This is a genomic window from Clavibacter sp. AC415 (assembly GCF_979252985.1).
In genome coordinates, this window is sequence record NZ_CEEDAR010000012.1 from 26,976 (window position 1) to 47,629 (window position 20,654).

Genomic DNA, 20,654 nt, shown 5'->3' on the forward strand with positions numbered 1-20,654 from the left:
ACTCCCCACTCGCTAGCGCATGTCCAGGCGAGCTCGATCTGAAGCGAGCGTGGTAGTCAGCAAGGGCCTTAGCTCGCGCCGTCGGCTCCGCGTAGGAGTGAGCCACTGCAATCGCCAGCGCTCGGGCTTCATCTTCCTCAACCGACCCACGCGTGTAGGGGGGTAGGTGGGACGGGAACTCACCCACACCAAGCCGCTCCTCACCCCAACGGACCGTCTGTGCCTTTCGGTCATGCGCGAGATCCAGCACGGAGTGTCCGTAGCGGTCTCGCGACTCTGCGATCGACCGCGCGGTCAACTCGACAGACTCGCCTCGCTTGCGCACTTGGTCGTCAAAGATCATGGATACCAAGAAGTGAATCATGTCCCCTGGCTTTACTGTTGCTGTCATTCTTCCTTCATTCTTGTTGGTAGGACTTCCTCTAGTTCGCGTGCCAGGGTCAGTTGTCCATGGGCATTCAGCGTGTCTGTGATATGAGCGCCCACCTGCGGCCAGAGCCGAGATGCCACGACAACGGCGCGAGCAAACGCTGACGCATTCTCCGCTTCGAGGACAAGGTCATCGGACTTCACGCTCAGTCGATCAGCGAGGTAAGTCAGCGCTCTAAGTTCAGCGTCTCCCGCACGTAGCGCGATGGCGGGAGACGCCTCAGCACAAGCCTCGCGTGCATCTCGGGCGTCATCAGCAATGGCTAGGACCCGCGCAGCGATCGCTGAGGCTGCGAGGCCCTCTGGGTCCCGAAGAGCATCACGCATCGCAGGAGCCACGTGAGAAGACATGTGACGACGAATCGCATCGGGTCGAACGCCAAAATCACGCGAAATGCGCGAATTGCTAGTTCCCCCGAGCGTGCCTGTCTCGATACTGGTGCGGTGCTCGCTTGTGCAGATCGTGCAGGGTCGCCCTGGTCGCGTATTACTCATACTGTTTACTATCGACCATAAGACCCTTAAGGTTACCGATGAGGCCGTCTGCCAACGCCAACTATGCAATGCTGAACCTGCCACCGCATCCGATGACCGTTACCTAAATCAAGGTGGCACCGGCTGGGGTCCAGGGAGTTCTTGCAGTGATGACTGGGGAGCAACGCCAGCTAGTACTGCTTACCTGTTGCTACGCTGGATGCCGATTCGCGATGAGAGCTTCCAGAATGCTCTGCGCGACCCAGTGAGCTCCCCGACCATCTACCCTGCGCGTAAACCACGGGTCTAGTTCCTCGTGGCGCGGGAGCGTCTCCGCATGTCCGAGGCGCGAATTCCGAAGCTTGTGCAACTTCTTTAGTGCCACTTTCCATTCCGGCGTCAGTCCGAGTTCCGTCGCCGCGTGCTCCATGCGAACGCCCAGCGAGATGTCTTTGAGCCTTCTCAAGCTACTTGCCGCTTGTTCAACCGACTGCTCTTTCTTCTTATCCGTTGATGTCCGGGTGAGCTGTGCTTCCATGGCTCGAAGTATCTCGGCTCGCCGACCTTCCAAGTCTGGAGGTGGCTGCCAAGGCAGTGCATGCGAGCACGTTTCTACGACTTGAAAGTATGCCATCAATGACGCGGACTTGGTAGCCACATCCCCACCTGCGTCTCCGAGCGTAAGCCCCCGCCACAGTAGGATCGAAGCCCGCGAAAGAACGTCATCCTCAACCAGGTTGCGATACACACCACTCGCAGCCTGACGCTCCCCTTCGGACATAATCACATCGTCATAGACGCTGGACGAGAACCCAAGAATCGCCATGGGAGTCCCCTCCTCGTCTTCCGCACCTAAGTACTTGATACGAGGGGGTACATCTCCGTGACCTAGTGACAGAGCAGCCGCAAGCCGCGGTATGGCCGTCTCCCTGCCGATAATCGATGCCTGACTGAACGACCGCGCCATGACTGGAATGCGAGCGTAACAGTGCGACGTGATAGACACGTCGGCTTCCGTGACAAAAAACTCCGAGTACGCGTTTTGTCGTCGCATGTCCGGACTGGAGATCGTCGGTGGCTCACTGTCGCCGGGGGCTCGTGGCCCCAGTGTGATGTCACCGATGCGCACCTGGCTTCTGGGCAACTTCGGCCCTGCCACATGTGCAATAACAACCCATCTACGAGGAGTGGGAGTTATTTCGTGTATTCCTGTCACGCGATATCCTTTCGGCGCTACTGACGCGAGATTGCTTCAACGCCGACCCCGCTTGAACTTGAGCCTCTGACGCGCCGGTCTTGGTGAGCTTGTCAAGGGTGCTTTAGAACTCGGCATCATGATCAGCGCCTTTGGAAGATTCCACTCGCTCGTCTCCTTCTTTGAGGAAATCGACAAAGGATAGACCCAACTCGGTGATTGTTACCGTCTCGGTTGCATCCGGGTTCATCCATGCGGACCCGCCTTCGGCACTGCCGACGACTTGCGGGGCTATCACTGTAACGATGCCGTCCGCCTCCATGGCGCTAAGCGTCGCTCTAATTCGAGAATCTGAAACAAGCTCGCGCTCTTGCGAAGGAAGGCTTGCCCATACCTGGCGACCGGCATCTTCTATGCCTCGCGGCGTTCCCTGGGACAGGTCTGCCATGCGGCCGAGGATCGCCGCTTCTAACGACTCGTACCGACACGCCAGGTTTAGGAAATGCTGGGCGCGGCTATCCCAGTTATGAATAATGCCGGTCGCTAGCGCCTCGCGCATGCGATGCTGCTTCTCCCCGTCGGCCGATTCTAGGGACCTGTTGACAACGAGATGCAAGTTCGCCTGAAACTCTTCGGACATGTACACCAGAGCGTCTTCTAGTGTCGATATGTGAGCGCAAGCTCGGTCAAGCGCATCTGTTATACCTTGTAAGACTCGCTTATTGCGTGCGTCGTTTATGTAGTCTCGGCCCGCGCCTATAAGAACGGAGACAGGGCCACCAATGACTGGAAGCGGAGAGGCTGCTAGCTCTAGAGGGTACGAGGCAACCAGCGCGGCTGCTCTCCAAGCAGCGCCGTTCGACTTTGGGTTACGGGCCGGTGCAGCTTCCCGAGCGTGTTCATCTTCGTCACTCACGTCATAACGATAGGAGTCTCGCCGCTGAAAGGGCTTCCCCAGTTCGGCCCTACCGATGGGCCTGAGCGTGCCCGGCGGTGTCGATTCGCAAACCTTGGGTGCCGAACGGCATCGCGCCGATGAGGCCGAACGGCGTCGCCGCGCGCTCCGCCTCGGCCTGGCGGGCGACCACGTCCGCCACGGGCATGCGCGCCGTGAGCCCGCGGGTGGCGCGCGCCATGGCCGCGTTCATCCGGCGCCGTCCGCGCGCGATGCCGAGCGGCGCGCTCTGCACGATCGCGCGGCGGAACAGCCCCGCCGCCTCCGGAACCGCCATGAGGTGGGCGACCGCGTCGCCGCCCGCCGACTGCCCGAACGCGGTCACGCGGTCCGGGTCGCCGCCGAACGCGCGGACGTTGCGCGCGACCCAGCGGAGCGCCTGCAGCTGGTCGAGGAGGCCGAGGTTCGCCGGCCGTTCCCGTCCGTCGCCGAGGTAGCCGAGGAGCCCGAGGCGGTAGGTGACCGTGACGACCACCACGCGCTGCTCGGCGACGAGGGGCGCCGGATCCATGATGGGCACGTCCCCCGCCCCGGACACGTACGAGCCGCCGTGGATCCAGACCATCACGGGCAGAGCGGCGTCCGGCCCGGCGTCGCGCGGCATCGTGACCGACACGCGCAGGCAGTCCTCGTCGACGGCGAGCCCGGAGAAGCTCCCGAGCACGGCGTCGAGCTCCGCCATCGGCGCCTGCGGGCAGGCGGGCGCCCAGGAGGTCGCGTCGCGCGGCGCCGTCCAGTCCGGGTGCGCGACCGGCGGGGCGAAGCGCTCCGCGGTCGCGTAGGGGATGCCGGTGGCGCGGACGACCTCGCCGTCCGCCCAGCCGACGACGGGACCGCAGGGCGGGGAGAAGGCGCTCATCCCCTCGACGCTACCGTTCGGGGGATGTTCGCCGGCCCGCCGCGAGCCGCCCGGATCGCGGTGCTACCGTGACGCCATGCCGCGCCTGATCGACCACGCCCGTCGTGAGGACGACCTCGCCGAGGCGGTCTGGCGGGTCATCCGCCGCGACGGCGCGAGCGGGGTGTCGGTCCGCACGGTCGCCGCCGAGGCGGGCCTCAGCACGGGATCCCTCCGGCACAGCTTCCCCAGCCGCATCGACCTCGTCGCGCACGCGACGGCGCTGGTGGCGGAGCGCACCTCGGCCCGCATCCGCAGCCGGCGCGCCGACCCGGATGCCCGGCGTCGCGCGGTGCGCGTCCTCGCCGAGCGCCTGCCGCTCGACGACGCGCGGCGGGCGGAGGCGGAGGTCACGGCGGCGCTCGTCGCCGAGGCCGCGTCGCACCCCCGCCTCCGCGAGGTGCGCGCGCGGGCCCACGCGGCCGCCCGCGAGACCTGCCTCGACCAGCTCGCCCTGCTGCGCGCGGCGGGGCTGCTCCGCCCCGACGCGGATCCGGAGGCGGAGGCCGACCACCTGCAGGCGCTGGTCGCGGGCCTCGCCCTGCAGCTGCTCGTCGCCGAGCCCGATGCGACACGCGGCGCCCGTGCGCTCGACGTCCTGGAGCGCCACGTGGACGCGTTGGTGGCGCGCCGCCCGGCACGAGTCGACGCCTAGCCCGCACCGAGGCTCAGCCCGCGGCGAGGCTCAACCCGCACCGAGGCTCAGCCCGCGGCGGCCTCTCCGCCGAGCCGCGCGCGCAGCTCCTCGACGCGGGCGCGGATGTCGTCGCGCACGAGCCGCAGTGCGCTCCATGCCCTCGATGCCGCGCTCGGACGGCTCGTCCGTGATCCACGTCTCGACCGCGACGCCCTGGTCGCCGTCCACGTGCGCCTCCGCGCCTAGCACGACCACCAGGTCGGCGGCCCGCACCATGTCGTCCGTGAGCGGCTTCGGGTGCTCGTCGCCCACGTCGATGCCGAGCTCCGCGAGCGACTCCACGGCGAGCGCGTTCAGCGAGGAGCCCGGATCGGTCCCCGCCGACGCCACGCGCACAGCATCCCCGGCCGAGTGCCGGAGGAGGGCCGCCGCGAGCTGCGACTTGCCGCCGTTGCGGGCGCAGACGAACACGACGTGCGGGTGCGGCATGGATCCTCCGGAGCGGGACGGGACGGGACGGGGCGGAGCGGAACGGAACGGGCGACGGTCGTCCGGGGACGGCGGACGGGCTCCCCGGACGCCTCCCATGGTCGCATCCCGACGCCGGTTGCCGGAGCCCATGTCCGGCAGCGTCCCCGCCGCACCCGGCACCATGGCCGTCGCGGCCGCTACCTCGAGATCTGCACCGCTCCCGTCGCCCGCTGGTACGCGGCGAAGAACTTGTCGCCCATCGCCCGGGCCCCGGCGGCCGTGTAGTGGATGGAGTCCTCGGCCCTGCTGTAGCCGGCCGCGCCGGGGACGTAGGACACGTTCGACCGCAGCGCCGGCATCCCCTGCTGCGCCGCGTCGATCGCCTGCCGCAGCGGCGAGGCGTTCATCCACTCGGGCACCATGCCGCCGATGAGGAACGGCACCTCGCCGTAGCGCGCACCCAGACGGTCGACGAGGTCGAGCAGCATCCCCTGGTACCCGGCGGCGTCCGTGCGCGTCGCGTCGGACTCCCCCTGCGCCCATACGACCGCGACGAGGCGGTTGTCGGGATCCTGCGCGAGCGCCTGGTCGATCTGCCCGAGCGCGCGGGTGAACAGGTTCACGCGCGACCTCGTGTCGGCGGGGTTCCAGGCGTAGGAGCCGTCGCCCGTCATGCTCGTCGACGCCATCGCGGCCGGCACGATCAGCACCTTCCGGCCCGGGCGCGCGTCGGCGAGCAGCCGGCGGCCGAGCTGCATGCCGGGTCCGACGGACTGCACGCCGCCGGTGGTCGTCCACGTGGTCACGTGGCTGAGCGAGTCCTTCGCGGGCACGATCTGCCCCGCCCGCGTGCCGCTCCCGGCCAGCTGGTCGAGCCCGGGCACGCTCACGTCGACGGCCGGATCCCAGCCGGTGCCGACGCCCTGCGCGTTCGACTGGCCGAGCACCACGACGACGTCGTAGCCCTCCCCGGTGGACTCCACGGTCCGCGCGGCCGACGTGCGCGACGTCGGCGCGTAGCCCGCGGCGCTGCCGGTGACGGTCACGGTGACCTGCGACCCCGCGTCACGCGGCGCCGGCACGTAGGTCGCGGCGGTGCGGCCGGGCACCACGACCCCGTTGCGCTTCCAGACGTAGGTCAGCGTCGTGGCCTCGGGGGTCCACGCGGCCGTCTCCGCCGTGAGCGTGGACCCGACGGTCGCGGTCCCCGTGATGGCGGGGCTCGGCGCCGAGGCGAACGGCTCGTCGCCGGGTGCGGGGGCGGGCTGCGCGGGCGGCACGTCGAACGCGTCGACGACCACGGCGGTGGGCTCGCTCGTGCGGCTCGCGCCCTGGTAGCCCGTGCGCGTCCCGGTGACGGTCACGGTGATCCGGGTCCCGGAGTCCGCCCGGCGCACGGCGTACGCGGAATCGGTCGCGCCGAGCACGGCGACGCCGTCGCGGGCCCAGCTGTAGGAGTACGCGGTCGCCTCCGGCGTCCACACGGGCGTCTGCGCCCGGAGCGCTCTCCCGGCGACAGCGGTCCCCTGGATCACCGGCGCGGCGGTCGCCTCGAACGGCATCGCCGGGGCGGGTGGCGGCGGCGGGACGGGCGTCGCGAGCACCGGGGTCCCGGGGCTCGTCCGCGTCTCGGTGACGTAGCCCGCCTTCGTGCCCGTCACGGCGACGGCGATGCTCGTGCCGACGTCGGCCGCGACGACCCGGTAGGCCGGTCCGGTCTGGTCGGGGATCGGCACGCCGTCGCGGAGCCACTGGTACGCGAACGACGGCCACGGCGCCCAGGTGCCGGCCTTGACGGTGAGCGTGTAGTCGACCAGCCCGATGCCCGTCATCGACGGGTCCGGAGCGGCCTCGAAGGCCACGTCGGGGACGGGCTCCGGCTCGGGCTCCGGGGCGGGCGGCGGCGGCGCGACCTCCGGGAGCGGCACGAGGAGGCCCGCGCTGTCGAGGGACTGCGTGACGTAGCCGGTCTTCGTGCCGGTGACGGTCACGGCGATCGTCGTCCCCCGGTCGCCCTCCTGCACACGGTAGGTGACGGCGGTCTGGTCCGGGATGGCGACGCCGTCGCGGGTCCACCGGTAGGAGAACGCCGGCCACGGCGTCCACACGCCGGCGCGGGCGGAGAGCGTGAAGCCGACCTGGGCGGTCCCGGCGATGGTCGGCGTCGAGGCGACGGGGTAGGGCACGTCGGCGGGCGGCGGGGTGGGCTCCGGCGCGGGCGTCGTGGGCGCCGGCGTCGGCGTGCTCGCGGCGGGCACCAGCAGCTCCGCGCTCGTGAGCGAGCGCGTCGCGTACCCGGCCTTCGTGCCGGTGACGGCGACGCTGATCCGCGATCCCGCATCCCCCGCCTGCACGCGGTAGGTCACGCCGGTCTGCCCGGCGATCGCCTCGCCGTCACGGAGCCAGGAGTACGAGAAGGCGGGCCAGGGCGACCACGTCCCCGCGCGCGCGGACAGCGTGAAGCCGACGCGGGCGGTCCCGGCGATCGTCGGCGTCGCCGCGGCGGCGAACGGCAGCGCCGCCGGGGTGGTCGGTGCGGGAGTGGGCGCGATCGTCGGGGTCGGGGCGGGCGTGACGGTGGGCGTCGGCGTCGGGGCGGGCGTGACGGTGGGCGTCGGAGCAGGCGTGGCGGTCGGCGCAGGCGTGGCGGTCGGCGTAGGCGTAGGCGTCGGCGTCGGCGTCGGCTTCCCGGTCGGCGTCGGCGCGGGCGTCGCCGTCGGCGTCGGATCCGGCGTCGGCTTCGGCTTCGTCGGCACCGCCATCGGCTCGCTCGTCATGGAGGTCGTCGCGTACCCGGCCTTGGTGCCGGTCACGGTGACGGCGATCCCCGTCCCCGCGTCCGCGTCGGTCACCCGGTAGGTCACGCCCGTCTGCCCGCCGATGGCCACGCCGTCGCGGGTCCAGGCGTAGGAGAACGCGGGCCAGGGCGTCCAGGTCCCGGCCCGGGCGGTCAGCGTGAATCCGACCTGGGCGGTGCCCGCGACGGTCGGCCGCGGAGCCGCCGCGAAGGCGGCGACGACGGGCACGGGGACGGCCGCGGTCGGCGCGCTCGTCTGCGTGCTGGCGTCGTAGCCCGAGCGGCTGCCGGTCACGGCGACCGTGATGACCGCCCCCGCGTCGGCGGCGCGGACCGTGTACGCCGTGCTCGTCTGGCCCGTGACGGCCACGCCGTCGACGAGCCAGGCGTACCTGCTCGTGGTCGCGGCGGGCGTCCAGCGTGCGGTGGACGCCGTGAGGCGCTGCCCGACGGCGGCCGTCCCGGCGATGACGGGAGCGGGCGTCGCGGTGAACGGCGCGAGCGCGGCGGTCGCCCGCAGGATCCGCATCATCGACGCGGCGCTGGGCGTGCCGGCGACCTCGTCGGATGCCACGACGACGCGCGTCGGGACGCTCGCGGCCTCGGCGGCCTCGGCGGCCTCGGCGGTCGGCTCGACGGCCACGAGCAGCGCGACCCCGAGGCTGAGCCCCGTGACGGCGGCGACGAGTCGTGCGCGTGCGGACGCCGGACGCGCCCTCCGTGCCGCGGCGCGGCGGACGGCAGAGTGGTGCTCCCCGAATGTGATCCCCCCAGATCGTCGAGGCCCGATTCGCCTCGTGTGGAAATAGTTGCATACGCACGGGGGTACGGAATGACGCCTGTCCAGCCCGCATCGCCCCCTCGCCGCGCTCCGGCCTTCCCCGGCACTCCCCTCCGCGGGAGCGGGACCCGGACCCCGGACCTCGGACGCCGGATGCCCCCGCTCCGCACAGCTCCCGCCCGGCACGGGCCCCTACCCTGATCGTGACCTGCCCCGCCGCCGGATCCGCCCGGATCCGCCCCCGCCCCGGAAGGCCCCATGACGAACGCCCCGCACCCCGACGCCGCCCGCCCCGCCGAGACCGGGTCCCGGACCTCCCGGCCGTCCGACGCTGCCGCGGCGCGGGGATCCGCGGCGCGGGGATCGCCGCGGTCACCGGCATCGCCGCGCTCTTCCGCGGCACGCGCGAGCGCTCCGACCGGCCGTCGCGCATCGGCCGTGCCTTCGCGGTGATCGCGATCATCGAGGCCGTGACCTGGACGGGTCTCCTGGTCGGCATGCTCCTCAAGTACGTGACCGAGACCACGGAGCTCGGCGTGTACGTCTTCGGCCGCCTCCACGGGGCCGCGTTCGTGCTGTACGTGATCGTCACGCTCGTCGCCGCGGCGCGCCTGCGCTGGGGCTGGAGGCCCGCGCTCGTCGCCGGGCTCGCCGCGATCCCCCCGCTGGCCACGCTCCCGGTGGAGGTCGGCCTGCGTCGCCGCGGCTACCTGCGCCACCCCGCCGGCGTCGACGACGCGGCGCGCGCGACGCCGGTGTCCGCGGTCACGGGCTCCCGCGGGGCCTGAGGGCCGCGACGCCCGCGGATCAGATGCCGGTGTAGCGCCCCGGCCGGTGGTTGAGGGCGAGCACCAGGTTGAGCAGCACGGCGCCGAGCGCCGAGAGCGCCAGCGCCCAGGACGGACACGACCGTGAGGCCGAGCAGGATGACGAGCACGTCGAGGATCATCTGCGCGTAGCCCGCCCGGAACCCGAGGCGCTCCTGCACGACCAGCGCGACGATGTTGAAGCCGCCGAGGCTGGATCCGTGGCGGAACACCACCAGGAGGCCGATCCCGACGAGCAGGTTCCCGGCCAGCACCCCGTACACGGGCTGCAGCTGCCAGTCCCGTGACCATGAGCGGGTGCAGCGTGGAGAACAACGACACGAGCGCGACCGAGATCGCCGTGCGGATGGTGAACCGCCATCCCTTCTTCCACACCGCGAGCGCGAAGAACGGCGCGTTCACCACGAAGAACAGAACCCCGAACGGTAGCACGCCCGTGTAGCTCAGCAGCAGCGCGAGGCCGGCGGTGCCGCCGGTGACCGCGCCGCTGTCCCGCAGAGGAACAGCCCGAACGACGCCACGAAGGTGCCGGTGAGGATCCCGAGCACGTCCTCGATGACGGAATGCGGGATGCCCGCGGTGGTCGCCTCGCCCGGTGCGATGGCGGGCGGGGCGGGCAGGGGCTCGGACGCGGAAGCGGTCATGGCGGTCTCCGGGGTGAGGGGACGGGGTGCGCGCGGGCGGTCGTGCCGCGTCCCGCGCAGGGACCAGCATGGCGGATCCGCGGTGCGCCGCCGACCGCGCGGCCGACGATCGCGCCCGCCGCGCCGGGCGGCGCGCCGTCAGTCGGCGAAGATCGCCCCCACGGGCTCGCGCTTCTCCGCCTGGAACCGGTCCTCGGCGCGGCCGAGCGCCCAGTAGGCGGAGAGCGACAGGGCGCGGCGGTCGAGGCCCCAGCCGTCCTGGAGCAGCCCGCGGAGCTCCTTCATGGCACCGCGCTCCCCGTGCGCGAAGACCTCGACCTCGCCGTCCGGTCGCGGGAGGCCCCGCACCGCGTCGACGAGGAGCGCGCCCGGCACGACGTCGGGGACGCGCGACCGGTGGATCCAGCGGAGCTCCAGCCCGGCCGGTCGCGCGAGCGCCAGCTCGGCGTCGGGCCCGTCGACCTCGACGAGCGCGACGCCGCGGGCGTCGGCCGGCATCGCGGCGAGCGCCGCGGCGACGGCGGGGAGCGCGGAGTCGTCGCCGACGAGCAGCCGGACGACGGCGGGGTCGTCGGTCGGCCGGTGCATGCCGCCGGGTCCGCTCGCCTGGAGCAGGTCCCCGGGCCTCGCGGACGCGGCCCACGGCCCCGCGAGCCCCTCGTCGCCGTGCACGACGAAGTCGATCGCGCAGGTGCCGGCGACGGGATCCGCGTGGCGCAGCGTGTAGGTGCGGACCGCGGGCAGCGCCTCGGGCGGCAGCGTCTCCCGGAGCGCCGGCAGGTCGAACGGCGGGACGGCGCCCGACCCCGGCTGGGGCAGCATGAGCTTCACGTAGGCGTCGGTGGCGGCGAGGCGGTCGGGCGCCGCCTGCGCGAGGAGCGACCGCGTCCCCTCCCCGCCGAGGTGCACGCGCACGAGGTGCGGGCTCAGCCGCTCGGTGCGGATCACCTCCATGACGTGCGCGGCGCGCGGCGCGCGGGCGGGCCGGTCGGACGGGGCGGGCGGGGGAACGGAGGCGGGCGCGTCGGTCATCGAGGACGATCCTCCGCCGCGCGGGGCCCGCCCGCAACGCGAGCGGCGGATGCCCGGCGGAGCCGCGCCCGGCGCATGGCTCGCTGCCAGCCGTGATGCGCGCCTACACTGACCGCGTGGTCGACATCGTCGTCACGGGGCTAAGCGCCAACTCCGTGCCGTACATCGAGGCCCTCGAGCAGCAGCGTGCCCTGCACGCCGCCGTCGTCGCGGGCCGGGCGCAGGACACCGTCATCCTCCTCGAGCACCCCTCGGTGTACACCGCGGGGAGGCGCACGGAGCCCCGGGGACAGGCCGCGCGACGGCACGCCCGTGGTCGACGTCGACCGCGGTGGTCGCATCACCTGGCACGGCCCGGGGCAGCTCGTCGGCTACCCGGTCGTCCGGCTGCCCGAGCCGCTCGACGTCGTCGCCCACGTACGCCGTCTCGAGGACGTGCTCATCGCCCTCCTCGCCGACCTCGGCATCGCCTCCTGCCGCATCGACGGCCGCTCGGGCGTCTGGATCCCGGGCGCCGGCCCCGGCGGGCGCGACGAGAAGATCGCCGCCGTCGGCGTGCGCGTCGCCGAGCGCGTCACCATGCACGGCTTCGCCCTCGGCTGCAGCAACGCCCTGGACGCCTACGACCGCATCGTGCCGTGCGGCATCCGGGACGCGGGGGTCACCACGATCAGCCGCGTGCTCGGCCGCACGGTCACGCCCGCCGACGTCGTCCCCCTCCTCCGCCCGCACCTCCTCCGCGTCCTCGCATCGAACGGATCCCCCATGCCCGACTCCGCCGTCCCCTCCCCCGTCCCCGCCGAAGCCCGCGCATGAACGCCGCGCCGGACGGCCGCCGCATGCTGCGCCTCGAGGTGCGCAACGCCGAGACGCCCATCGAGCGGAAGCCCGACTGGATCAGGACGCGGGCCCGCATGGGGCCCGAGTACCAGGCGCTGCAGCAGCTCGTGAAGGCGGAGGACCTCCACACCGTCTGCCAGGAGGCGGCGTGCCCCAACATCTACGAGTGCTGGGAGGACCGTGAGGCCACCTTCCTCATCGGCGGGTCGCAGTGCACGCGCCGCTGCGACTTCTGCCAGATCGACACCGGGAAGCCCGCGGACTACGACACCGACGAACCCCGCCGCGTCGCCGACTCGGTCCGCCGCATGGGGCTCCGGTACGCGACCGTCACGGGCGTCGCGCGCGACGACCTCCCCGACGAGGGCGCGTGGCTGCACGCGGAGACGGTGCGGCGGATCCACGCCGACAACCCCGGCACGGGCGTCGAGATCCTCGCGACCGACTTCTCCGGGAACCCGGACCTGCTCGCGGAGGTGTTCTCCTCGCGCCCCGAGGTCTTCGCGCACAACGTGGAGACGGTGCCGCGCATCTTCAAGCGCATCCGCCCGGCGTTCCGCTACGAGCGCTCGCTCGACGTGATCACGCAGGCGCGGGACGCCGGCCTCATCACCAAGTCGAACCTGATCCTCGGCATGGGCGAGACGCGCGAGGAGGTCTCGGAGGCGCTGGCCGACCTGCACGACGCGGGCTGCGACATCATCACGGTCACGCAGTACCTGCGCCCGACGCCCCGGCACCTCCCGGTCGCCCGCTGGGTGAAGCCGGACGAGTTCGTCGAGATCAAGGGCGAGGCGGAGGCGATCGGCTTCCTCGGCGTCCTCGCGGGTCCGCTCGTGCGGTCCTCCTACCGCGCCGGGCGCCTCTGGGCGCAGTCGATGAGCGCCAAGGGGCGCGCGCTGCCGCCGGGGCTCGACCACCTCGCGGACCCGTCGCGCGGCTTCGCGCAGGCCGTCGGCTGACCGGTCGGCGTCCGGCGGGACGGCGGACCTGTCGGCTCGCTGACGAACCGGCTCCTCCCGGGCCCGCGGCCAGGTCCGCGGCATATCGTCGGGAGCACCGCGCACACCCCACAGCAAGGAGCTCGACATGCCCGCCACCTCCCCGACCGCAGGATCCGCATTCGGAGACGCCGCCGACGGCGTGTGGCAGGCGATGGAGTCGCTCCGGGCCCGCTTCGACGCGCGGGGGTCCGGCAGCACCGGCGCCGGCCACGGCCACCCGCACGGGCAGCACGACGTCCGCCGCGCGGTCCTCGCGCTCCTCGCCGAGGAGCCCATGCACGGCTACCGCATCATCCACGAGATCACCGAGCGCAGCGGCGGCACCTGGACCCCGAACGCCGGGGCCGTGTACCCCACCCTGCAGCTCCTCGCGGACGAGGGCCTGATCGCGGCCGAGACGACCGATGGACGGAAGACCTACGCGCTCACGGAGACGGGCCGGTCCACGGTCGCGCGCGACGGCATCACGGCGCCCTGGGCCTCCCCGTCCGATGAGCACGGGCACGACGCGCACGACCGCCGCGACCGCTCCGCCCTCCCGAAGGCCGGCCTGTCGCTCGCGCAGGCCGCCGGCGCAGGTGCAGCGCACGGGCAGCCCGGCGCAGGTCGCCGAGGCCGTCTCCGAGCTCGACGCGGTGCGCCGCCGCCTCTACGCGATCCTCGCCCAGGAGTGACCGCGGCCACGGCCGGCGCCGTCCCGGGGCGCATCCCGAGGCCGACGCCCCGGAGACGCGCGCCCGCTACCGCCGCATCCTCCGCTTCGCCGCGTGGAACCTGGCGGTCACGTGGTGGTACGAGCTGTTCCTCCCCCGGGTGGGTCTCCGGCGCATCGCCGACCGCACCCGCACGCGGCGCATGAAGCGGTTCGCCCGCCGCTTCCGCGTGCTGGCCGTCGAGCTCGGCGGGCTCATGATCAAGGTGGGGCAGTTCATGTCGTCGCGCCTGGACGTCCTGCCGCCCGAGATCACGGCGGAGCTCGAGGACCTGCAGGACGAGGTGCCCGCGGTCCCGTTCCCCGAGATCCGCGCCCTCGCCGAGCGCGAGCTCGGCATGCCTCTCGCCGAGGCCTTCGCCTGGGTGGACGAGACCCCCGTCGCCGCCGCGTCGCTCGGCCAGGCGCACCGCGCCCTCCTCGGTCCCCTCGACTCGGCCGACACCGGCCTCACCGGCGCCGTCATCAAGGTCCAGCGGCCCGGCATCGACGACATCGTGCGCATCGACCTGGCCGCGCTCCGGCGCATCGGCGGCTGGCTCACGCGCGTGCGGCTGGTCTCCGACCGGGTGGACGCGCCCGCGCTCGTCGAGGAGTTCGCCGAGACGAGCCTCGAGGAGATCGACTACCTGCACGAGGCGCGCAGCTCCGCCCGGTTCCAGGAGATGTTCGCCGCCGACGAGCGCGTCGCCGTCCCCGAGATCGTCTGGGAGCGCAGCACCCGGCGCGTGCTCACGCTCGAGGACGTCACGGCCATCAAGATCACCGACCACGAGGGGCTCCTCGCCGCCGGCATCGACCCGGTCGACGTCGCGCCCGTGTTCGCCGCGGTCATGTTCGACCAGCTGTTCGCCGACGGCTTCTTCCACGCGGACCCCCACCCCGGCAACGTCTTCGTCACCCCGGTGGCCGACGGCTCCGTGGAGCAGGGCTGGACGCTGACCTTCATCGACTTCGGGATGATGGGCGAGGTGCCGCCGAGCACGCGCCGCGGCCTCCGGAAGATGCTCATCGCCGCGGCCTCCCGCGACGGCAAGGGCCTCGTCGACGCCGCCCGCGACATCGGCGTGCTCCTCCCCTCCGCCGACACTACGCAGCTCGAGCTCGCCATGACGCGCCTCTTCGCCCGCTTCGGCGGCCTGGGCTTCGCGGAGCTGCGCGAGGTCGACCCCCGCGAGTTCCGCGCCTTCGCGAACGAGTTCCAGGACGTCGTCCGCACGCTCCCGTTCCAGCTGCCGGACGACTTCCTGCTCATCATCCGCGCGATGTCCCTCACGTCGGGCGTCTGCAGCGCGCTCGATCCCGCGTTCAACCTCTGGGACTCCGTCGAGCCGTACGCGCAGCGCCTCATCCGCGAGGAGCGCGGCAACGTCGTCCGCGACCTCGGCACGCGCGTCTCCGACACCGCGGGCACCATCGCCCGCCTCCCCGGCCGTCTCGACGCACTCCTCACGCGCATCGACGACGGCGCCCTGCCCCATCAGCGACCCCACGCTCGAGCGCCGCGTCGGCGCCCTGGAGCGCACCCTGCGTCGCGCCATCTCGGCCCTCGTCTTCGGCGCGCTCCTCGCGGGCGGCGTGCTCCTGCGCCCGGACGACGAGGTGCTCGGCACGGTCCTCCTCGTGGTCTCCGTGCTCCCGCTCGCGCAGGCGCTCCTCCCGGGCCGGCGCGGCGTCTGACCGGCACCTGTCCGCTCGGTGTCGGTCGTGACGCCGTGTGACGCCGTGCCAGCAGCCCTCCCCGATCATCTGCCTACGGTGAGCCCACCGACCCGACGGCACGAGGAGACGCCATGACCGACACGACCATCCAGGCGCAGATCGCCGACTTCGACCGCGGCTTCGCCGAGCAGATCGGGCCGGACCTGTCGGCCGTGTTCGCCGCCGAGCAGCGGTCCCTCCGCGAGGGCGGCGTCCCCGCGGGGGCGGTCTCCCCCGGCGACCGACTGCCCGGCGCCACCCTTCTCGATCCCGACGGCGCGGAGGTCGACCTGGCCGCCGTCCTCGGCACCGGTCCCGCCGTCGTTGTGCTGTACCGCGGCGCGTGGTGCCCGTACTGCAACCTCACCCTCCGCCAGTACCAGGCCGAGCTGCTGCCGGCGCTCCGGGAGCGCGGCGCGGCGCCTCGTCGCCGTCAGCCCGCAGACGCCCGAGGGCAGCGCGCAGGCCGTCGCCGGCGCGGGCCTCGACTTCCCGACGCTGTCGGATCCGTCCAACGCCTTCGTGCGCGCGCTTGGCCTCGTCACGGAGCCGTCCGCGGAGGCGCGCGCGGCGCACGCGCAGCTCGGCTTCGACGTGGCCGACAGCAACGCGGACGGCACGGGCGACGTCCCGTTCCCCACGGTGATCGTGGTCGACGCCGACCGCACGGTGTCCTTCGCGGACGTGCACGTCGACTACACGACGCGCACCGAGGTGGCCGAGATCCTCGCGGCCGTGGACGCGCTCACCGCCCGCTGACGACACGGGGGGCGCCTGCGCCCCCTCGGGGAACGCACCCGCCGGGGAACGCGACCCCCGGGGAATACGGACCTTCGGGGAATACGACCTTCGGGGAACACGACCCCCGGACACGCAGAAGGCCCGGTCTCGAGGAGACCGGGCCTTCATCTTGTTGCGGGGGCAGGATTTGAACCTACGACCTCTGGGTTATGAGCCCAGCGAGCTACCGAACTGCTCCACCCCGCGCTACGAGGAATACATTACCAGACCTCCGGGGCGCGCGTGACCACTCGGCCCGCTCGGGTGGCTCCGTCACTCCCTCACGACGAGGACGGCCCCGGCAGCACCCGCATCGCGGGGCCACCGGGGCCGTGCTCGTGGGCTACCGGGCTACTGCTCGGCGCCGCCCAGCTCGATGGCCCGTGCCAGCGCCTCGGTGAGCCGCTGGTCGGCCTGCGCCGCCGCCACGAGGTCGTTGGCCGCGTAGGCCGCCTCGCGGTCCTGCAGCGCCTGGCCGGCCGCGGCCAGCGCCGCCTGCACGTCCTGGGCCGGAGCGGCGGGCGTCGTCGGCGTGGGCGTCGGGGTGGAACCCGTCTCCCCGTCGGTCGACCCGTCGTCGGTGCCTGTGCCGTCGTCGGTCACGGGCGTGGTGGGCACGCCCTCGTCACCGGCTGTGGCACCCGAGTCCCCCTCGAAGATGCTGTCGAGGGCCGCGTCCAGCGTGTCCTCGAACGCGATCTTGTCGCCGAACGCCACCAGCACCTTGCGGAGCAGCGGGTAGCTCGTGTCGCCCGTGGAGCGGACGTACACGGGCTGCACGTACAGCAGGCCGCCACCGACCGGGAGGGTCAGCAGGTTGCCGCGCACCACGGAGGTGCGGCCGCCGCGCTCCAGCAGGTTGAGCTGGTTCGCCACGTTCGTGTCGGAGTTGAAGTTGTTCTGGATCTGCGTGGGCGCCGGGATGGTGTCGTCGTTCGGCAGCGTCAGCAGGCGCAGCTTCCCGTAGTCCGGCGCCTTCTCGCCCGCTGTGCTCCCCGCGTCCGAGTCGACCCCGAGGTAGCCCGTGAGCACGCTCCGGGCGGTGTCCTGCGTGGCCGGCGGGATGAAGGTCGTGTACAGCGAGAACTTCGGCTCGTCCTGGCCCGGCATCTGCATGGTCAGGTAGTACGGCGGCTGGAGGCTCGCGGTCGTGCCCGGGTCCGTTGTCGCGGTCGGGTCGTTCGGCGTGGTCCAGAGGTCCTGGTTCGAGTAGATCGAGCCCGGGTCGGTCACGTGGTACTTGCCGAGGACCGCGCGCTGCACCTTGAACATGTCGGCCGGGAAGCGCAGGTGGCTCATGAGCTCGCCCGAGATGTCCGAGATCGGCTCGAGGGTCGAGGGGAACACCTTCTGCCAGGTCTTGAGGATCGGGTCGTCGGTATCCCACGCGTAGAGCGTGACCTTGCCGTCGTACGCGTCCACGGTCGCCTTCACCGAGTTGCGGATGTAGTTGATCCGGTCCGTCGGCACGAGCGGCTGCGTCTGCTGCGAGTCCGCGATGAGGCGGCTCATGTCCTGGCGCTCCGAGTACGGGTACTGGTCGCTCGTCGTGTAGCCGTCCACGATCCACACGACGCGGCCGTCGACCACGCTGGGGTACGGGTCCTTGTCGATGGTCAGGTACGGCGCCACCTTGCCGACGCGCTGCGCCGGGTCGCGGTCGTACAGGATCTGCGACTGGTCGTTGACCTGGCTCGCGAGGAAGATCTGCTCCGACTGGAACTTGAGCGCGTAGATGAGGCGCTTGAACACGTTGTCGACCTTCGGGCCTCCGTTCCCCTGGAACGTCGTGTACGTCTCGTCCGCGCCGTCCTCGCCCGACGGGTAGTCGAGCTCGACCTTGTCGCCGGACTCGGGGCCGCCGACGATGGAGTAGTCGGGCGAGTTCTCGCCGAAGTACACGCGGGGCTCGAAGTCGCCGAGGTCGCCCGAGGCCGGGATGCCGGACTCGAGGAAGACCGGCTGGCCGTCGCTCGTGCGCTGGGTGCCGTAGGCGGCGACCAGCGAGTAGCCGTGCGTGTACACGAGGTGCTGGTTGACCCACGAGGTGCCCGTGTTGGTGGGGCTGAGCTCGCGCACCGCGACCACCGTGTCCTGCACGCGGCCGTCGATCTGGTACCGGTCGACATCGAGGTTGTCGCCGAACTGGTAGTACTGGCGGAACTGCTGCAGCTGGCTGAAGGCGTCGCCCACGACGGCGGGGTCGAGGATGCGGATGTTCGCGGTGGTCGCGGCGTCCTCGCGGAGCGCGCCGGGCGTGGTGTCCGTCGTCGCGTCGTAGGGGATCTCCTCGATGTCCGCGAGGCCGTAGGCCGCGCGGGTCGCCTCGATGTTGCGCTCGAGGAACGGCGCCTCGTAGGCCCGCTCGTTCGGCTCCACCTGGAAGCGCTGCACGACGGCCGGGTAGGCCGTGCCGATGAGGATGCTGCTGACGATGAGACCGGCGGTGCCGATGATCGGCAGGCGCCAGCGGCCGATGACCGCCGTGACGATGAACAGCAGCGCGACGACGGCGGCGATGCCGGCGAGGATCGCGCGACCCGGGATGACCGCGTTCACGTCGGAGTACGCGGCACCCGTGATGAGCTGCCCGTTGGCCTGGTTGACCACGGAGGAGTACTGGTCGAGCCAGATGCTCACGCCCTGCAGCAGGAAGTACACGCCCGCCGTGATGGCGATCTGGATGCGCGAGCTCTTCGAGATGCGCACCTCGCGGCCCGTGAAGCGCACGGCGCCGTAGAGGTAGCTGGTGGCGAGGACGCCGAGCATCGAGATGATGACCACGGCCGAGGCGAAGCCGACGACCGCGTGGTAGAAGGGCAGCTCGAACATGTAGAACGACACGTCCAGCCCGAACTGCGGGTCCGTCGTGCCGGCGGGCGTGCGGTTCAGCCACAGCAGCGTGCGCTGCCACCCGCTCGACGCCGAGACGCCGGCGAAGAGGCCGAAGACGGCCGGGATCGCGAACATCGCGAGGCGGCGCAGCGGCTCGACGACCTGCTGGTAGCGGTCGAGCTGCGAGTTGAGCTTCGCGTAGACCGGCCGGGAGCGGTACGCCACCTGGATGCTGACGAACACCGGGACGGCCATCGCGAGGAACCCGACGAGGAACAGCGCGATGCCCGCGCCCCACTGCGTCAGCAGCACTCCCAGGTAGCCCAGCTGGTCGTACCAGAGGACGTCGGCGTAGAAGCCGGCGAAGATGAAGAACGCGATCACGAGGGCGGCGATGATGGCCGCGGTGATGGCGAGGGGGGCTCGGCTCCGTCTGGAGGGCCGGGCGGATGTGCTTGTCACGTGTGTGCCTCAGAGTCGGGGACAGCGGAGCCCTCATCCTAGGCGGGGCCCTTGCCAGGAGCCTGCGAGCGATCAGGGGTCCCGATCTGGTAAGGGGGCCCTCTCGATCGGGGCCGGTCCCGGTCGGCCCGGCCGTCCTCAGCAGGTGGGCAGCGCGGCCAGGTCCCCGCCGGAGGAGACGGCGTCGAGCGCGGCCAGCGAGTCGTCGAGCGTCCGGACGGAGAAGACGCGCAGCCCGTCCGGCACGTGCCCGCGGACCTCGTCGCAGTTCTCGGCCGGGGCGAGGAAGTACTCGGCCCCCGCGCGCTCCGCGCCGAACAGCTTCTGACGGATGCCGCCGATGGGCCCGACGGTGCCGCCTGCGTCGATCGTGCCCGTGCCCGCGATGGCGTGCCCGCCGGTGAGCGAGCCCTCCTCGAGCTTGTCCATGATCCCGAGCGCGAACATCATCCCCGCGCTCGGCCCGCCGACGTCATCGAGCTGGATGTCGACCTCGAACGGGAACTCGTACGCCGTGGAGGTGACGATCCCGATGACCGGACGGCCGTCGCGCTCCGCCGGCGTCACCTCGACGGTGCTCTCCTGGCCGTCGCGCGTGATCCCGAAGGACAGCGCCGTGGTGGTTCCCGCCGCGGCCACGCGGGCCTGGAGGTCGGCGAGGTCGACCACGTCGGCGCCGTCGACGGTGCGGATGGCGTCGCCCTTCCGCAGGGGGCCCGCCGCCGGGGAGCCGTCGAGGACGCTCTGCACCTGCAGGGTCCGCGGCACGTCGATGCCGAGCTCCGTGAGGGCCGCGGCGACCGCGTCCTGCTGCGAGTCGGTCATCTGGACCTGGTTCTGGGCGTCGCGCTCCTCGGCGGTCTGGTCGGCGGGGAACACCGCCTCCATCGGCACGACGCTGCGGCTCGGGTCGAGCCAGGCGGAGACCACCTGGAACCAGTCGGGGCGCTGCGCCGGGTTGCCGACCACGCTGACCGTGAGCATGTCGAGGCGGCCGTCGGTCGGGTAGGTGGTGCGGTCCGGGATGGAGATGAGGGGCCGCTCCGTGCCCTCGTGGTCGCTCGTGCCGAGCGTGTCGAAGACGGGGCCCGGCTGCTCGATGACGTACGGCGAGGGCAGCAGGCCGAGTGCCAGGGCGAGCACGGCGCCGGCGCCCGCGAGCACGCGGCCGACCCCGGCG

10 protein-coding genes, 1 tRNA gene and 6 pseudogenes are annotated in these 20,654 nt (G+C 72.0%); 7 read left to right on the forward strand and 10 right to left on the reverse strand.

The features are described from left to right. Positions 1-1,114: 1,114 nt before the first annotated feature. The 3 genes and pseudogenes from ACZ411_RS03740 to ACZ411_RS03750 form a co-directional block, all read right to left on the reverse strand. Complete coding sequence (locus ACZ411_RS03740; protein ID WP_464168635.1) at positions 1,115-1,441, reverse strand: hypothetical protein; 327 nt, start codon at positions 1,439-1,441, stop codon at positions 1,115-1,117. A 781-nt stretch (positions 1,442-2,222) separates the two neighbouring features. Beyond that, positions 2,223-2,738 (reverse strand): hypothetical protein, encoded by a 516-nt coding sequence (locus ACZ411_RS03745; protein WP_464168637.1) that lies wholly within the window; start codon positions 2,736-2,738, stop codon positions 2,223-2,225. Positions 2,739-3,108: 370 nt separating this feature from the next. Further along, positions 3,109-3,912, reverse strand: a pseudogene (locus ACZ411_RS03750) (carboxylesterase family protein); the annotation flags it as partial. Between the two features lie 76 nt (positions 3,913-3,988). Here ACZ411_RS03750 and ACZ411_RS03755 point away from each other — a divergent pair. Beyond that, positions 3,989-4,606 (forward strand): TetR/AcrR family transcriptional regulator, encoded by a 618-nt coding sequence (locus tag ACZ411_RS03755; RefSeq protein WP_464168639.1) that lies wholly within the window; start codon positions 3,989-3,991, stop codon positions 4,604-4,606. A 47-nt stretch (positions 4,607-4,653) separates the two neighbouring features. Here ACZ411_RS03755 and ACZ411_RS03760 read toward each other — a convergent pair. Next, positions 4,654-5,077: pseudogene (locus ACZ411_RS03760) on the reverse strand (arsenate-mycothiol transferase ArsC). A 179-nt stretch (positions 5,078-5,256) separates the two neighbouring features. After that, positions 5,257-8,499: a sialate O-acetylesterase gene (locus ACZ411_RS03765; protein ID WP_464168641.1), complete on the reverse strand. Its 3,243-nt coding sequence runs from the start codon at positions 8,497-8,499 to the stop codon at positions 5,257-5,259. 341 nt (positions 8,500-8,840) lie between these two features. Here ACZ411_RS03765 and ACZ411_RS03770 point away from each other — a divergent pair, with 341 nt between their 5' ends. Next, positions 8,841-9,425 (forward strand): DUF3817 domain-containing protein, encoded by a 585-nt coding sequence (locus ACZ411_RS03770; protein ID WP_464168643.1) that lies wholly within the window; start codon positions 8,841-8,843, stop codon positions 9,423-9,425. A gap of 19 nt (positions 9,426-9,444) precedes the next feature. Here the strand turns inward: ACZ411_RS03770 and ACZ411_RS03775 are convergent. Together ACZ411_RS03775 and ACZ411_RS03780 are read right to left on the reverse strand one after the other, a co-directional pair. Continuing rightward, a pseudogene (locus ACZ411_RS03775) lies at positions 9,445-10,108 on the reverse strand (YitT family protein). A gap of 138 nt (positions 10,109-10,246) precedes the next feature. Then, positions 10,247-11,140 carry a siderophore-interacting protein gene (locus ACZ411_RS03780; protein ID WP_464168645.1) on the reverse strand — a complete coding sequence of 298 codons (894 nt, stop codon included), beginning with the start codon at positions 11,138-11,140 and terminating at the stop codon, positions 10,247-10,249. Positions 11,141-11,256: 116 nt separating this feature from the next. On the opposite strand from ACZ411_RS03780, the pseudogene lipB reads away from it, so the two are divergent. The 5 genes and pseudogenes from lipB to ACZ411_RS03805 all read left to right on the forward strand — a co-directional run bounded on the left by lipB (position 11,257) and on the right by ACZ411_RS03805 (position 16,329). Further along, positions 11,257-11,956: pseudogene (gene lipB, locus ACZ411_RS03785) on the forward strand (lipoyl(octanoyl) transferase LipB). Next, positions 11,953-12,942: a lipoyl synthase gene (gene lipA / locus ACZ411_RS03790; RefSeq protein ID WP_464168647.1), complete on the forward strand. Its 990-nt coding sequence runs from the start codon at positions 11,953-11,955 to the stop codon at positions 12,940-12,942. Before lipB ends, lipA begins: the two are co-directional and overlap by 4 nt. A 127-nt stretch (positions 12,943-13,069) precedes the next feature. After that, positions 13,070-13,658, forward strand: a pseudogene (locus ACZ411_RS03795) (PadR family transcriptional regulator). Beyond that, positions 13,655-15,376: pseudogene (locus tag ACZ411_RS03800) on the forward strand (ABC1 kinase family protein). The pseudogenes ACZ411_RS03795 and ACZ411_RS03800 overlap by 4 nt, the downstream one beginning before the upstream one ends. A gap of 113 nt (positions 15,377-15,489) precedes the next feature. After that, the gene (locus ACZ411_RS03805; protein WP_464168649.1) at positions 15,490-16,329 is read left to right on the forward strand and encodes a redoxin domain-containing protein; all 840 of its coding nucleotides are present in this window, start codon (positions 15,490-15,492) and stop codon (positions 16,327-16,329) included. On the opposite strand, the gene ACZ411_RS03810 is transcribed toward ACZ411_RS03805, so the two are convergent. The 3 genes from ACZ411_RS03810 to ACZ411_RS03820 all read right to left on the reverse strand — a co-directional run bounded on the left by ACZ411_RS03810 (position 16,311) and on the right by ACZ411_RS03820 (position 20,638). Then, a tRNA-Met gene (locus ACZ411_RS03810) sits at positions 16,311-16,384 on the reverse strand. The two genes, ACZ411_RS03805 and ACZ411_RS03810, sit on opposite strands and share 19 nt — an antisense overlap. Positions 16,385-16,528: 144 nt before the next feature. Further along, the gene (locus ACZ411_RS03815; protein WP_181032903.1) at positions 16,529-19,474 is read right to left on the reverse strand and encodes a UPF0182 family membrane protein; all 2,946 of its coding nucleotides are present in this window, start codon (positions 19,472-19,474) and stop codon (positions 16,529-16,531) included. 138 nt (positions 19,475-19,612) lie between these two features. Continuing rightward, on the reverse strand, positions 19,613-20,638 hold the full coding sequence (locus ACZ411_RS03820; RefSeq protein ID WP_464168652.1) for a YlbL family protein: 1,026 nt from the start codon (positions 20,636-20,638) through the stop codon (positions 19,613-19,615). Between the last annotated feature and the right edge of the window lie 16 nt (positions 20,639-20,654).